Annotated in this window: 12 protein-coding genes; 6 read left to right on the top strand and 6 right to left on the bottom strand. The window is 68.1% G+C overall.

The genetic code is table 11. The features are described from left to right. The first annotated feature begins 298 nt into the window (after nucleotides 1-298). Genes KV396_RS09415 through KV396_RS09405 form a run of 3 tightly spaced genes read left to right on the top strand, consistent with a single transcriptional unit; the run spans nucleotide 299 to nucleotide 3,330 of the window. Complete coding sequence (locus tag KV396_RS09415; protein ID WP_247955548.1) at nucleotides 299-940, top strand: hypothetical protein; 642 nt, start codon at nucleotides 299-301, stop codon at nucleotides 938-940. A 21-nt stretch (nucleotides 941-961) separates the two neighbouring features. After that, nucleotides 962-2,362, top strand: coding sequence for a threonine/serine exporter family protein (locus KV396_RS09410; protein WP_247955547.1), 1,401 nt, complete (start codon nucleotides 962-964; stop codon nucleotides 2,360-2,362). A 47-nt stretch (nucleotides 2,363-2,409) separates the two neighbouring features. Further along, nucleotides 2,410-3,330 (top strand): AEC family transporter, encoded by a 921-nt coding sequence (locus KV396_RS09405; protein ID WP_247955546.1) that lies wholly within the window; start codon nucleotides 2,410-2,412, stop codon nucleotides 3,328-3,330. 12 nt (nucleotides 3,331-3,342) lie between these two features. Here KV396_RS09405 and KV396_RS09400 read toward each other — a convergent pair whose 3' ends face one another. Both KV396_RS09400 and KV396_RS09395 read right to left on the bottom strand, forming a co-directional pair. Next, nucleotides 3,343-4,671 (bottom strand): VCBS repeat domain-containing M23 family metallopeptidase, encoded by a 1,329-nt coding sequence (locus KV396_RS09400; RefSeq protein ID WP_247623485.1) that lies wholly within the window; start codon nucleotides 4,669-4,671, stop codon nucleotides 3,343-3,345. Between the two features lie 131 nt (nucleotides 4,672-4,802). Next, nucleotides 4,803-6,227 (bottom strand): hypothetical protein, encoded by a 1,425-nt coding sequence (locus KV396_RS09395; RefSeq protein WP_247955545.1) that lies wholly within the window; start codon nucleotides 6,225-6,227, stop codon nucleotides 4,803-4,805. A 157-nt stretch (nucleotides 6,228-6,384) separates the two neighbouring features. On the opposite strand from KV396_RS09395, the gene KV396_RS09390 reads away from it, so the two are divergent. The 3 genes from KV396_RS09390 (at nucleotide 6,385) to KV396_RS09380 (ending at nucleotide 8,834) form a co-directional block, all read left to right on the top strand. Then, on the top strand, nucleotides 6,385-6,687 hold the full coding sequence (locus tag KV396_RS09390; protein WP_247955544.1) for a DUF7882 family protein: 303 nt from the start codon (nucleotides 6,385-6,387) through the stop codon (nucleotides 6,685-6,687). Nucleotides 6,688-6,739: 52 nt separating this feature from the next. Next, nucleotides 6,740-7,261, top strand: a complete 522-nt coding sequence (locus KV396_RS09385) for a hypothetical protein (protein ID WP_247955543.1) — start codon at nucleotides 6,740-6,742, stop codon at nucleotides 7,259-7,261. 178 nt (nucleotides 7,262-7,439) lie between these two features. Next, nucleotides 7,440-8,834 (top strand): cell division initiation protein, encoded by a 1,395-nt coding sequence (locus tag KV396_RS09380; RefSeq protein ID WP_247955542.1) that lies wholly within the window; start codon nucleotides 7,440-7,442, stop codon nucleotides 8,832-8,834. Nucleotides 8,835-8,895: 61 nt separating this feature from the next. On the opposite strand, the gene KV396_RS09375 is transcribed toward KV396_RS09380, so the two are convergent. From KV396_RS09375 to KV396_RS09360, 4 genes are all read right to left on the bottom strand, one after another. Beyond that, nucleotides 8,896-9,927 (bottom strand): fatty acid desaturase family protein, encoded by a 1,032-nt coding sequence (locus KV396_RS09375; RefSeq protein ID WP_247955541.1) that lies wholly within the window; start codon nucleotides 9,925-9,927, stop codon nucleotides 8,896-8,898. A 228-nt stretch (nucleotides 9,928-10,155) separates the two neighbouring features. Beyond that, nucleotides 10,156-10,440 (bottom strand): hypothetical protein, encoded by a 285-nt coding sequence (locus KV396_RS09370; protein WP_247955540.1) that lies wholly within the window; start codon nucleotides 10,438-10,440, stop codon nucleotides 10,156-10,158. Nucleotides 10,441-10,615: 175 nt separating this feature from the next. After that, complete coding sequence (locus KV396_RS09365; RefSeq protein WP_247955539.1) at nucleotides 10,616-11,530, bottom strand: intradiol ring-cleavage dioxygenase; 915 nt, start codon at nucleotides 11,528-11,530, stop codon at nucleotides 10,616-10,618. Between the two features lie 72 nt (nucleotides 11,531-11,602). After that, nucleotides 11,603-12,754, bottom strand: coding sequence for a low temperature requirement protein A (locus tag KV396_RS09360; protein WP_247955538.1), 1,152 nt, complete (start codon nucleotides 12,752-12,754; stop codon nucleotides 11,603-11,605). Nucleotides 12,755-12,951: the final 197 nt, after the last annotated feature.

Below are 12,951 nucleotides of genomic sequence, written 5' to 3'. Positions count from 1 at the left end.
CCGCTGAGATCGCTCTCAACCAGTCGCGACCAAAACCGTCACAACCCCGGCGGAGTCAATCGGCTGACGGCGACCAACGAGCACCTGTTAGCCCACGAAATCCGACTGAAAATCGAAAGGTCACCGGATCGATGCCGGTCGGAGCCACAAGGCGGCTGATCATTACAATCAGCCCAGAAACCCTCGCCTAGCTTCTACATGGCGGGGGTTTTGCTTTGCCCGCGGGCATCCGCTGGCCTGGAGCGCAATAGCCCCGGGAGGTCTTTCGCCCGGCGCGCATCTCGGGTGTACTTCTCCGATGCGATCCGTGAATCCGATCCCCGGTAACCCCTGGCCGCACGACATGGTCATCCGTATCGAAGACGCACCGCATGCGCTCTTCGAACTCCTCTGGTTGCGCGAGGCGTACGGGCTGCAGCCCACCGGCGACGACCTTCCGCCGCTCCTCGTCCGGACTCCCGCGCCGGCTGCAGCCGTGCTCGACGCGGACACCCGGGCTCACTGGGAGAGAGCGTGGACTCGACTCTGGCGGGCGGCATCCGTCCATGCCGGCCGCGAGCAGGATCACGACCAGTTCCCGCGACTGCTCGCGATGGAACCGGGCGATCCCGATCGCGAGAACCTCCTCCGCGACATGATGGGCCCGACCTGGCGCGACGAGTTCGGCGACGCCGCCTTCGACGACCCTTCCTACACCGACCGCGAGCGCTCTACCCCCGAGGAGCGCGCCGCCGCGCGCCCGCACACCCTCACCGACAACCCGGAGCACTGCGACCTCGAGGCCCTCGTCCCCGCGTGGCGGGTAGGACTCACGACGATCATCACGATCCCCTGCCAGGGCGAGCACACCCGCCGTGTCGGTGACAACGCCCTCCTCGTCACGGCCGGCACACGAGCCGACAGCGTGGTATATCGGCGTGCTCTCTCCTCGTTCACCTGACCCGGACGAGAGGATGGAGGTATGCCCTCGAACTCGCGCCGGCGACTGCTCGCCTCGATGCAGCGGATCCTGCACAACGATCCCTCGAACGTCGCGCACACCGAGGCCATGCCGATCATCGACGAGCGCACGGTGCCCCGCGTGCTCGACCTCGCGACGCGCATCGGCGAATCGATGTTCGCGGTCGGCGCCTCCGCTCACGAGGTCACGCTCGCGATCACCCGTGTGTGCGAGGCCTATGCCCTCAAGGGGGTGCAGGTCGACGTCACCTACAACTCGGTGACCGTCTCGTTCCACCTGAGCGGCGAGGTGTGGCCCGAGACACTGCTGCGCGTCGTGCGCGTCGCCGCTCCCGACCACGCCAAGCTGCAGCGCGTGCAGGCGCTCGTCGCCGACATCGAAGCGGGGCTCGATCTGGAGTCCGCCCGCACCGCGTTCCGTGTGATCCGGCGCGTGCCGTTCCGCTACCAGCAGTCCGTGGTCGTCGTCGCCCGGGCGATGCTCGCCGTCGGCGTCAGCATCCTGCTCGGTGCCTCGCCGATCATCGTGGGCCTCACCTTCATCGCCGCTCTCGCCGCCGCCCTCACGCAGGCCGGCCTCGCGCGCGTGCGTGTTCCCCTCTTCTTCAGTCAGATCGCCGGAGGATTCGTCACCACCGTGGTCGCGGTCGCCGTATCGGCGCTCGGATCTGCCGGGATCGAGCCGTTCGTCGGCATCCGCCCCTCGATCATCGTCGCCTCGGGCATCGTGCTCATGCTCGCCGGGCTCACGGTCGTCGGCGCCGCGCAGGATGCGATCGACGGGTTCGCGCTCACCGCCGGCGGACGCATCCTCGACCTCACGATGCAGACCCTCGGTGTGGTGATCGGCATCCTCGTCGGACTCGAGCTCGGTAGCGTGCTCGGGTTCACGATGGACCTGCCCGACGACCCCGCCCCGTTCGGTCCCCTGCTCGGGGTCTTCGCCGGAGCGATCATCATCGCGGTCGCCGTCGCCGTGTTCAACGGCGCCGGCATCCGCATCATCCTCGTCAGCGCTCTGCTCAGCGCGATCACGATCGCCGGGTACACGGCATCCGTCGCCCTCAATCTGCACCCGGCCGCGGCGAGCGCGATCGGCGCTCTGCTCGCGAGCTTCGTCGGGGTGCTGATCGCCCACAACCTGCACGTTCCGTCGGTCGCGGTGACGACCGCGGCCATCGTGCCGCTCGTGCCCGGAGTCGCGGTATTCCAGGGTCTGCTCGAGATGGTGCACAACGGCGGAACCAGCATGGGCGTCGTCGGCGCAGGCGGATCGCTGATCGACGCCGCCGTCATCGGGATCGGTCTCGCCTCGGGGGCGTCGCTCGGTCTGTACCTCGGCACCCCGGTGCGCGCGACCCTCGGCAGCGTCACGAAGACGCGAGCGCGTACCCGGCGCTGACCGGCCCCGGATTCGTCCGGCTGGCGGCACCTCGATACGCTCGAAGAATGCTCGAGACACTCACCGGATTCGTCGTGGTGGGCGTCGCGATCATCGTCGGCTACGTGCTGGCACGGATCGATCTGCTCGGCGAGCACGCGCGTCCGGTGTTGAGCCGCCTGGTCTTCTTCGTGCTCTCGCCGTTCCTGCTCTTCACCGTTCTCGCGCACGCCGACGCGACGATGCTGTTCTCGTCGTTGCTGCCCGTGTCGGCCATCGCCGCGGTCGTCGTGATCCTGATCCACACCCTCGTCGCGCGCTTCGCCTGGCGTCGGTCGGTGGCCGAGACGACGATCGGCGCTCTCTCGGCCGGTCAGGTCAACTCGAACAACATCGGCCTGCCCCTCTCCCTCTATCTGCTGGGGAGTGCGGCGTTCCCCGCGCCGGTGATCCTTCTGCAGCTCCTGGTCTTCACGCCGGTCTCGCTCACGATCCTCGACGCCGCTACGGCCGAGCGCACCTCTCTGCGCCGCACGCTGCTGCGCACCGCGACGAACCCGATCATCATCGGCGCCCTGCTCGGAACCCTGGTGTCGGTCACAGGCCTGCGACTCCCGGAGATCGTCCTGGCACCCGCGCAGTTGATCGCGGATGCCGCGGTGCCGGTGCTCCTCATCAGCTACGGCATGTCGTTGCACGGCCAGCGCGTGCTCGGCACGCGGGGTCACCGACGCGATGTCGTCGTGGCCAGCATCCTGAAGCTGGCGGTCATGCCACTGGTCGCGTGGGTCTTCGCCCAGTTCGTGTTCGGGCTCACCGCGCACGAGGTGCTGATCGTCACGGTGCTCGCGGCTCTGCCGACCGCGCAGAACGTGTTCAACTACTCGCAGCGCTACGGCGTCGGCGAGGCGATCTCCCGTGACACCGTCTTCCTGACGACGATCGGATGCCTGCCCGTGCTGCTCCTGATCATGCTGCTTCTCGGCTGACGCCGGTCGCGATCACTCGATCTGCAGGTAGGAGCCGAACCCGGTTCCGATGACGTACGAGGCGCCGAACCCGCCGTTCCCGCCGCCGGGGTAGACCCGAAGGTCGCCGTTCGCCATCCGCGCGACGAGGTCGGGGCGCCCGTCGCCGTTGTAGTCGACGCCGCCCGTCATGGCCGTGAACCCGGTCCATCCGCGCCCGACGATCTGACGCGCGGCGAAGCCGTTGGGGATGCCCGGGTAGAAGTACTGGGTGCCGGCGGCATCGATCGCGATGAGATCTCCGCGCCCGTCGCGGTCGAAGTCGCCGCCCACGAGGTAGACCATCGAATTCCACTCCGGTCCGCCGGGACGCGTCTGCCCTGACAATCCGCCCTTGCCGTCTCCGAGATGGATCGTCATATTGCCGTCCGGACGGACGGAGATGACGTCGTGGAGGCCGTCGCCGGTGTAGTCGGCCCCGGAGACGAGATGCAGCAGTCCGCCCCATCCGGTCGCGATGTCGCGCTGGGAGGCGAACCCTCCTCCGGCCGCAGGACTGCCCCCGTAGAACTCCAGCGTTCCGTCGTTGCGGACCACGATCAGGTCGGAGTGGCCGTCGTTGTTGAGGTCGCCGTGCGCGATCTGTCCGCGGCCCGCCCAGCCGGAGGTGATGACGACGCGCGGCTTGAGCGCCGCGGTGCCGTTCCCCCCGAGGAAGTGGAGATCGCCATCGGCGGCCACACCGACGAGATCGGCCTTGCCGTCGCGGTTGTAGTCGGCCGTCAGCACCTTGGGGTTTACCGGGGTTCCGAGACCGGGGAAGTTCATCGGGATGAAACTGCCGCGCGTGACGTTCGTCAGGCACGTGAAGCCGTTGTTGATCGCGCTGTACACGCTGCCGTTGCGCCACACCTCGAAGTGCAGGTGGTACGCGTCGGTGGCGCCGGTCTTGCCGACGACGCCGATCTGCTGGCCGCGGCTGACGCGCGTGCCTGCCGCCTGCATGCCGGGCGCGGCCATGTGCCCGTAGCGGGTGACGTAGCCGCCGGGATGTTCGATGTCGACGTAGTTGCCGTACCCGCTGTTCGCGGTTCGCGCCTTGATCACGCCGTCATAGGCCGCCAGGATCGGCGTTCCGCCGCCTCCGCCGATATCGATGCCGTCGTGCTTGCGGTAGTTGTTACGGCATCCGTCGCCGACCTTCGACTGGATGTTCCCGGACGAGGGGACGACCATCTGCCCGTCGGTGGCAGCGGATGCCGGTGCCGACGACGTGAGCGACGGGAAGAAGGAGGCGAGGACCACCGCCAGGAGCGCCAGAACACCGACTCGGGCGCGCCGCAAGCGTGACTGTCGCTTCATGTCGCGCTCTCCCGTGGTCGTTCGGCCCCAGCGGACATGATGTCCCCCGCCGTCACGGTACCAGCGCAGACGGCTCTCTCGCGGGTGCGCAGCCGTCGCCGCCCGGCGTGTCTCCGGGCGGCGACGACCCACTAGTCCTGGTGGGCGACCGTGCCGGCGGTGCTGCGACGCTTCCGGGCTGCGAGGATCGCACCCACGAGCACCGCGGCGAACGCCGCGATCAGCACCACGACTCCGACCGGCTCGCCACCTGTGGCAGCGAGGGAGGTCTGGTCGTTCGATCCGGATGACCCTGCTCCGGCGTTGCCAACCGTGCCGGTGTCCGTGCCGCCGTCCGTACCGCCATCCGTACCGCCGCCGGTACCGCCGTCCGTACCGCCGTCCGTACCGCCGTCCGTACCTCCGTCCGTACCTCCGTCCGCCAGGAACGTCGCGGAGGCGGCACCGGTGAGCACCACCTGGTCGGCGACGTGGAACGTCGCGAAGACCTGGCACGGACGACCATCCAGCGAGATACCGGGGCTCTGATTCCACCCGATGTGAGAGATCGCCGACGGCGTCGCGACGATATCGAGCGTGACCGTTCCCGCTTCGGTCGAGGTGTACTCGAGCACGACGCTCACGGGCTCCCCCGCGCCCGTGACCGTGAGACTCGTGCCGTCGAGCGTTCCCGGCCCGCTGAGCACGGCGAAGGATCCGGCCGCTCCTGTCGCCGAGACGGCGAGCGGCGAGGTGAAGACGTCGGTCGTCACCGTGAACTCCGCGGGCTGACCGGCCTCGAGCGCGACCTCGGGCCCGTCGACGACGAGTGTCGGGTCATCCGGCAGATCGGCGAGAATCGATGCCTGGGTCTCGGCGTTCATGTTCGCCTCGCACGTGGCGGCCCGATCGATCTCGGCACCCGTGGGTTCCGCGGCAACCGGGTCGCTGATGCACCAGACCAGGATCTGCAGAGCCGCGCGCTCGAAGGATCCCCCATCCGCCACCGCTCTGGATGTGCCGCCGAACTCGAAGTATCCGACGCCGTCGTAGGTCGCGTGACCGTGCTGCACGAGATACGCGATCAGTTTCTCCTGGTCGGCGTTGAGCTTGGCGTTCGCACCCGGCAGGGAGTCCATCCCGGGAATCGGAACACCGTCGATGTCGACGAGATTGCCCTCGGCATCGACACCGCTGCAGACGTGCGAGAAGTAGTCGGTGCAGAACATCCACTCCGAGACGGGGCCGACGCCATCGACATATCGCGTTCCGCACACCGCCGGATAGCCGTTGAGCTCGTTGAGACCGAATGTGTCGTACAGCGGCACGACCTTCCCGGCGTTGTAGTCGTCGAGCCGCGCCCCGAACACGAGCGCGAGGTTCTCGACTGTGCCCTCCGCGTTCGTGGGATCGTCCAGCGTCTCGCCGGCGCACAGCGGTGCGACGAACTGCCCCGCCGGATCAACTGGCACATCGGCGCTTGCGGGCGCGACCGCACCCCACAGCCCCACCGTGACCAGCGCTGCCGTCGCCAACGTCGCAAGAACGCGCACGCCGGCCTGCTGTCGAATCGTCATCCTGAGCCTCCCCGCTCGGAAATCGAGCACGCGCTCGTTTAGCTCGTGCCTCCCCACTGATGAGACTCTGCCAGACGCGTTTCATCACGCGAGTACACCGATATTTTTCTCGAACCAGGTTTCGCGCACGGAACGAGCTAGGGCGTACGGTTCTTCTATGGGCAGGCTCAGGTACGACGGCACTTCCGACCCGATCATCATCGAGGACGTGACGCTCGCGCATCTCAAGATCATCATCGCGACGAAGCTGCGCCGACAGGAGAGCTTCATGATGACGTGGGCGCCGCGTGACAGCGGCCCCAACAAGCGGTCGACGGTCTGGATCCATCCGGCGATCCCCCTGCAGTTCGGCTTCGACGAGGAGCAGCCGCCCGCCGTCGACCCGCAGCGCATCGCCGAACTGATGCAGCACCTCAACGCCAGCGGCGAGCTGGTGCTCGATCACGTGCTGTCGAGCTAACCGAAATATCGGTGCGCGCCAGCCGACCGCACGCACCCGCTACGCTGTGGCCGTGGACCCGACAATCATCCTTCTCGGCATTCTCGTCCTCGTACTCATCATCGGCGGCCCCTTCATCAAGAGGTGGGCGAACCGCAAGGCCGCAGCCGCCGGCGAGAACGCCGGACGCAAGTTCGCCGCGAAGCAACTGGTGAACGTGCTCGTCGAATTCGGAACCACCGTCGTCATCCATGCCCCCGAAGACGCGGCGCGCGAGATCGTCGCCGAGGCCGCGGGCAAGAAGCCCAAGGACTTCCCGGGACGCGCGGACGGCGGCTTCGGCATCCGCTTCGTCGAGCCCGATGACACGATCGTGCGCCTGGTGCCAGATCCCGCCGGCACGCGCGTGCAGGTCGAGACGTTCCGCGAGTACATGGGCTTCCCCCAGACCGTCTCGTTCTGGCAGGACCTGCGCACGCGCATCTCGACCGCCGCCGCAGCGCGCGGGGTCACGGTGTCGGAGGGCCCGCACCTCGAATACCTTCGCGGTCACCTGCTCGACCCCCAGAACGCCCGCTGGGCACTCGACGCCTGATCGCCCCTCGCGCGGGGTGAATTCGCCTTTCGCGCCGGGTGAAACCGGCACGCAACTCCCGCCCGACGCAACTAGGCTGGACTGCGACGGCGACAGCGGCTCGCAGCGGCTGTCACGGCATCGGCCCTTCACGATCCCTCCCCGGTCCTCACGGACCTGCCCCAGAAAGGCACGAACCATGAGCGAATCCTCCGAGTCCGAAGACCGCAGCGGCGACCGCTCCCCCGACTTCTTCGACCAGCTGATCGAGACCACGCCGCCCGCAGCCTCTTCTCCGCAGGGCTCCTCGTCGTCTCCGGCGGCGTTCACGATCGGCTTCCGCGGCTACGACAAGGCGGAGGTCGACTCCGCACTGTCGACGCTGCGCAACCAGCTGCAGCAGGCGAACGCCGATCTGGCCGACGCCGAGGTGCGCCACGCCGACGCGATCGACGCGCTGAAGTCGGAGGAGGGCGCCGCCCGCGAAGAGCTCGAGAGCGAGCTGACGGCCCTGAAGGCGAAGGTCGCCGAGACCGAGCAGCAGGTCGCGACGCTGACGTCCGAGCTCGTCGACGCCCCCGCCCCGGACGGTGAGGAGGCGCCGTCGCGCCAGCAGTTCGAGGCGATCCTGCGCGTGGCGGAGGAGCAGGCGAACGTCCTGATCCAGAACGCCGCGGTGCAGGCCGACCGCCTCATGGCCGCCGCCCGCGAAGAGGTCGCCGCCCAGCGCGCCGAGGCCGAGGCCGACGTCGCCCGCATCATCTCCCAGGCCGAGCGGGATGCCGACCAGGTGCGCCTCAAGATCGACACCGAGTACACGGCGCACGAGGCGCGCATCGAGCGCGAGGGCGCCCACGCCACCGAGAAGGTCAACCAGGCCTCGCAGGAGGCCACGGCCATCCGCACCGAGGCGGAGAAGGGAGCGGCCGCACTGCGCTCGCTCGTCACCCGCGAGACCACGCAGCTGCGTGCCGACGCCGAGCGCGACGTGCGCGAGATGAACGCCCGCGTGCTCGAGTTCGAAGAGACGCTGACCCGCCGCCAGGACGACGCCCAGCAGGAGTTCCTCGTGCTGCACAACCAGGCCGTCGCCCACGCCGAGCGCATCACGAGCGATGCGAACGAGCAGGTCTCGGCCTCTCTCGACCACGCCCAGCGCATCTCGGCGAAGGCCGACGACTACGAGCGCCTCATGCGTTCGCAGGCGCAGTCCATCGAGGCAGACGCCCAGGTGCGCGCCCGCGAGACGCTCGACCGCGCGCGGGTGAAGTCGCAGAAGATCGTCGACGCCGTCACGACGCACACCAACACGGTGTTGCGGGATGCCGAGGACCGTACCCGTCAGCTGCGCTGGCAGCAGCAGCAGCTCACGAGCTTCATGGCCGAGGTGCGCGAGCTCATCCGCCCCGACGGCGTCTTCTCCGATGAGGGCGGCGCGACCGCGTCGCTCGGCGAGGTCGCGACGGTCGACGACGAGCCCGCTGAGGAGTTCCTGGGCGACGAGGTGCTGGATGACGAGGCGATCGACGACGATCGTCCGCTCGAGAAGATCACGATCGAGGTCGTCGAGAGCGACGACGACTCGTCACGCTGACACACCCCGGCATGACGAAGGCCCGAGCGGATTCCGCTCGGGCCTTCGTCATGGTCGTCGTCTATGCGCGGCGCATCTGCGACGCGGCCGGGCAGTCGAACGGATCGCTCGCGGCGAGCCCCACACGGTTGAGGTAAGCGATGACGATCGCGTACGACCGCCACAGGCTCGTCTCCGTGTAGGGGATGCTGTTGGCCGCGCAGTAGTCGCGCACGATTCCGCGTGCCTTCGAGAGGTGCAGGCGCGACATGTTCGGGAACAGGTGATGCTCGACCTGGTGGTTGAGCCCGCCCATGAACCAGGTGGCCCACCAGCCGCCGTTGACGTTGCGCGAGGTGCGCACCTGCTTCGAGAAGAAGTCGAGCTTGGCATCGGGCGCGATGACCGGCATGCCCTTGTGGTTGGGAGCGAAGGACGCGCCCATGTAGACGCCGAAGACGGCGAGCTGCACGCCCATGAACGCGAAGGCCATGCCCAAGGGGAGGAAGAGGAAGACCGGCACGATGACCAGCGCGAGGCGGAGCGCGATGAGGCTCAGCTCGGTCCAGCGGCCCTTCACGTTCTTCTGCGTGGTGAGGTGCTTGAGGCTGATGTAGTGGAGGTTGATCCCCTCGAGCGTGAGCAGCGGGAAGAACAGCCAGCCCTGCTTGCGGGTGATCAGGCGCACGAGACCGCGCGACTGCGCGGCATCCGTCTCGAGGAACGAGATCGTGTCGACCTGGATGTCGGGGTCCTTGCCGACCTGGTTCGGGTTGCCGTGGTGGCGGGTGTGCTTGGAGTCCCACCAGTGGTAGCTCATCCCGACGGCGCCGGCCGCGAGGATCCGCGCCAGGCGGAAGTTCGCCGGCCCGGACGCGAGGATCTGGCGGTGGGCGGCCTCATGAGCGAGGAACGCCACCTGCGTGAAGAGGATGCCGAGGGCTCCGGCGATGAGGAGCTGGAACCAGCTGTCGCCGAGCAGGATGAACCCGGTGATCGCACCACCGAAGCCGAGGGCGAGCGCCCCCGCGACGAGAGAGTAGAAGACCGGGGTGCGCTGCATCAGGCCGGTCTCCTTGACCACCTGCTGCACATCGCGATACGCCTTCGCCATCGGCGGGAAGTCGGCGTTTCCGGAATAGGTCTGCCGGATGGGGCCGAGCGTGGAAGCGGTGGATTCGAGCTGTGAAGTGGAGATGATGCTCTCCTTCCGATCGGGAGCCCTTGAGCTTCAGAAGCCAAGGGCAGATGCCGATCGCTGACCTCAGGCTAACCCCGCCCGCATACGCGGGAGGGCATACGAAAGCCCCTCCGGCATGTGATTCCGGAGGGGCGGGGTCGTTCAGGCGCGTGCGCGGCGCGGGCGGCGGCGGAAAACCGCGGGAAAACCGAGGTTCCGGCGCTTGCTGTGGGGTTCGTGTGAGAACTCCAGAGCCCGCTGGGCGTCGTCGAGATCGGCGAATGTGCCGAGATCGGCACCGCGCGCATCACGCACGACGTGGGCGGTGCCGTCAAACTCGACGAAACCGGCGAACTCGCCGTCGCGGGTCGCGACGTGCACATCGAGGTCGGCCTGCTTCCAGGTCAACGGATCGGTCGGATGGAAAGTTGTCGTACTCATGGTCATGCTCATCATTGCTGTGTGGCGGGCGCGTCGGCGCTCCGCGATGGAAGATCGTGGGCGGATGCCGCGCGCGTCGATGTGCGTGGTCCGGAATGGCCCTGATCAGTGGCGACGTGGGCGCCGAGAGGGGCGTGCACACACGTTGCTTAGATAGACTAGCAGATTTGCGCTGGCCGTGTCAGACCGTCACTCCCACGGCCAGCACCGCACGGTACCCCACGGACGCATCCCCTGACATCGTCGCGAGCTGCGACACGGCCGAATCCTCCCCGAAAACGTTGTCGCTGGCGAGCGTGATCCCAGAGAGATTCCGAGCCGAGCCGTCGTAGCCCGAGGTCGCGTAGACCGCCGCGCACTCGGCCTCGGGCAGCGCCAGCTGAGACGTCGCGATCGCATTGCTCGCGTCGGTGATCGACGCGACGTCCGGATACACCTCGAAGTGGATGTGCGGCCAGCGCCCGGCGTAGCAGCCGGGGAAGATCGAGGTGAACGACACCGTGCCCGCGGCATCCGCCACCTGCACGCCCCGCAGGTAGGTGACGTCCTGCAGCCCCGAAGAATACATCGAGTACTCGCCCTGTGCCGTGCAGTGCCAGGCGTACACGGCGACGCCCTCGGCAGGCGCCCCGCTGGCGACATCGACGATCTGCAGCTCGAACACGAGCGGCACTCCCCCGGCGGTCGCGCCGCCGTCGATGGAGGAGCGGATGTCCTGGCGGACGATGCCCGAGTCCTCGAGGATGTCCGGACCGTTCGAGCCGTCGCCCGGGTAAGGCCCCGCGGTCTCCTCGGGGATCTCCGAGACGTCGGCGGCCACGGCATCCGACGTCGGCGTGGGGGTGGGAGTCGGGCTGGGCGTCGGCGTTGCGGTCGGGGAAGGAGAACCGGATGCCGTGACCGACGGCGCGCAGGCGGCGAGCACCACCGCGCCCACGCCGATCCCCGCCAGGCTCAGCACTCCGCGGCGCGTCAGCAGGGTGCGCAGGTCGAAGGCCGCGCCCTGATCGACCACCTCCTCATCGGGACGATCGAGAAGGCGACCTTCGTAGGCGGGGCCCTCGGGCGTACGGTCGGGCTCGGGGATCCGGGTCATGGTCGCGCTCCTCGTGTGCGGGTCGGGAGCATCCATGGTCGCGCGGCGAGCGATGCGTCGCCCCTGCGCGGGCTATGCGTTCTCGATGACGGCGGCCTTCTTCTCCGGCACCGGCGGGTGGAGCACCAGGAACACCACGATGATCACCATGATCACCGCGGTGAGCGCTACGGGGACCGGAAGGATCGGGTCGAGCAGCACGAGCACCGCACCGATCGGCACGACCGTGTTCACGACGCGGTCAGCGCTCCTGCGGATGGCGACCCACCAGACGCCGAGCAGGAAGACGGCGATCGGCACCGTCACCGTGAAGGACGCGGCCGTACTCGACAGCTCGCTCTTGCCCGTGAGCACGTCGAGCTCGACCTCGATGCCGGCCGAGAAGGCGGCCGCCGCCGCGAAGATCAGGTAGTGCGTGTAGCCGTAGCGCAGCGAGCTGCCGAACGATCCGACCGCACGATGGTGCTCCGGCCAGAAGTAGATCCACCACAGCGATGCCGTCACCACCAGGGTGAGCACGGAGATGGAGATGAAGGGCACGAAGGACTCGGCCTCGTGCAGCGCCTCGATGATCGCGTTCGCCGACGCCAGCAGGCTCTCGCCGAGAACGATCAGGGTGAACAGTCCGTAGCGCTCGGTGATGTGGTGCGGATGCCAGGGGGTCTGCCGCTCGTGCTCGGCGAAGACCGGGATCGACATCTCCAGCAGCGCGAACGCGGCGAAGGCGACGAGCTGGAAGGGCCCGTCCGGCACCAGCAGGAAGAGAATCCAGAGCACCTGCACCGCGGCGATGCCGAAGGCGTACCGCCGGGTCGCCTGGCGCAGCGGACCCGCGGCGCGCGACGCCCGCAACCACTGGGCGACCATGGCGATGCGCATCACCACGTATCCGATGACCACGAGCCCGAAGTGGCCGTGTTCGAACGCGCTGGGGATGCCGGCGGCGAGCACGAGTACTCCGCTCATCTGCACGATCGTGGTGACGCGGTACAGCCAGTCGTCGGTGTCGAACGCGGTCGCGAACCACGTGAAGTTCATCCACGCCCACCAGATCGCGAAGAAGAGCATCGCGTACGAGATGATGCCGTGCTGCAGATGCCCCTCACTGAGGGCGTGGTGGAGCTGCGCCGAGGCGATGCTCACGGCGACGACGAACACGAGGTCGAAGAACAGCTCGAGCGAGCTGGCGACCCGGTGCGGCTGGGCGGCGTCACGCGGAATCATGCGGGTGAGACGCAGTCTCGGCGAAGTGGCGTTGGGTGTCACCGCGCCAGGATAGACCCGCTGTCGCGGCGGCGTGCCGGGCCACCGGAATATCGTTTCGGATCGTTGCGCGGAGAACCTACCGAACGCGACCGCGGTGGGCTATGCTGACGGGAGTCTGCAGTGCTCTCTGTATGCATTCACCGTGTGGGACGGTG

The organism is Microbacterium galbinum, assembly GCF_023101185.1.
Taxonomy (GTDB): Bacteria; Actinomycetota; Actinomycetes; order Actinomycetales; family Microbacteriaceae; genus Microbacterium; species Microbacterium galbinum.
Note: the sequence above shows the minus strand (reverse complement) of the source record. Positions and strands in the feature narration are given on the sequence as shown.

Coding starts and splice junctions, on each gene's coding strand:
- KV396_RS09415 (WP_247955548.1), top strand. CDS start 299: ATGCGATCCGTGAATCCGATCCCCGGTAACCCCTGGCCGCACGACATG.
- KV396_RS09410 (WP_247955547.1), top strand. CDS start 962: ATGCCCTCGAACTCGCGCCGGCGACTGCTCGCCTCGATGCAGCGGATC.
- KV396_RS09405 (WP_247955546.1), top strand. CDS start 2,410: ATGCTCGAGACACTCACCGGATTCGTCGTGGTGGGCGTCGCGATCATC.
- KV396_RS09400 (WP_247623485.1), bottom strand. CDS start 4,671: ATGAAGCGACAGTCACGCTTGCGGCGCGCCCGAGTCGGTGTTCTGGCG.
- KV396_RS09395 (WP_247955545.1), bottom strand. CDS start 6,227: ATGACGATTCGACAGCAGGCCGGCGTGCGCGTTCTTGCGACGTTGGCG.
- KV396_RS09390 (WP_247955544.1), top strand. CDS start 6,385: ATGGGCAGGCTCAGGTACGACGGCACTTCCGACCCGATCATCATCGAG.
- KV396_RS09380 (WP_247955542.1), top strand. CDS start 7,440: ATGAGCGAATCCTCCGAGTCCGAAGACCGCAGCGGCGACCGCTCCCCC.
- KV396_RS09375 (WP_247955541.1), bottom strand. CDS start 9,927: ATGGCGAAGGCGTATCGCGATGTGCAGCAGGTGGTCAAGGAGACCGGC.
- KV396_RS09370 (WP_247955540.1), bottom strand. CDS start 10,440: ATGACCATGAGTACGACAACTTTCCATCCGACCGATCCGTTGACCTGG.
- KV396_RS09365 (WP_247955539.1), bottom strand. CDS start 11,530: ATGACCCGGATCCCCGAGCCCGACCGTACGCCCGAGGGCCCCGCCTAC.
- KV396_RS09360 (WP_247955538.1), bottom strand. CDS start 12,754: ATGATTCCGCGTGACGCCGCCCAGCCGCACCGGGTCGCCAGCTCGCTC.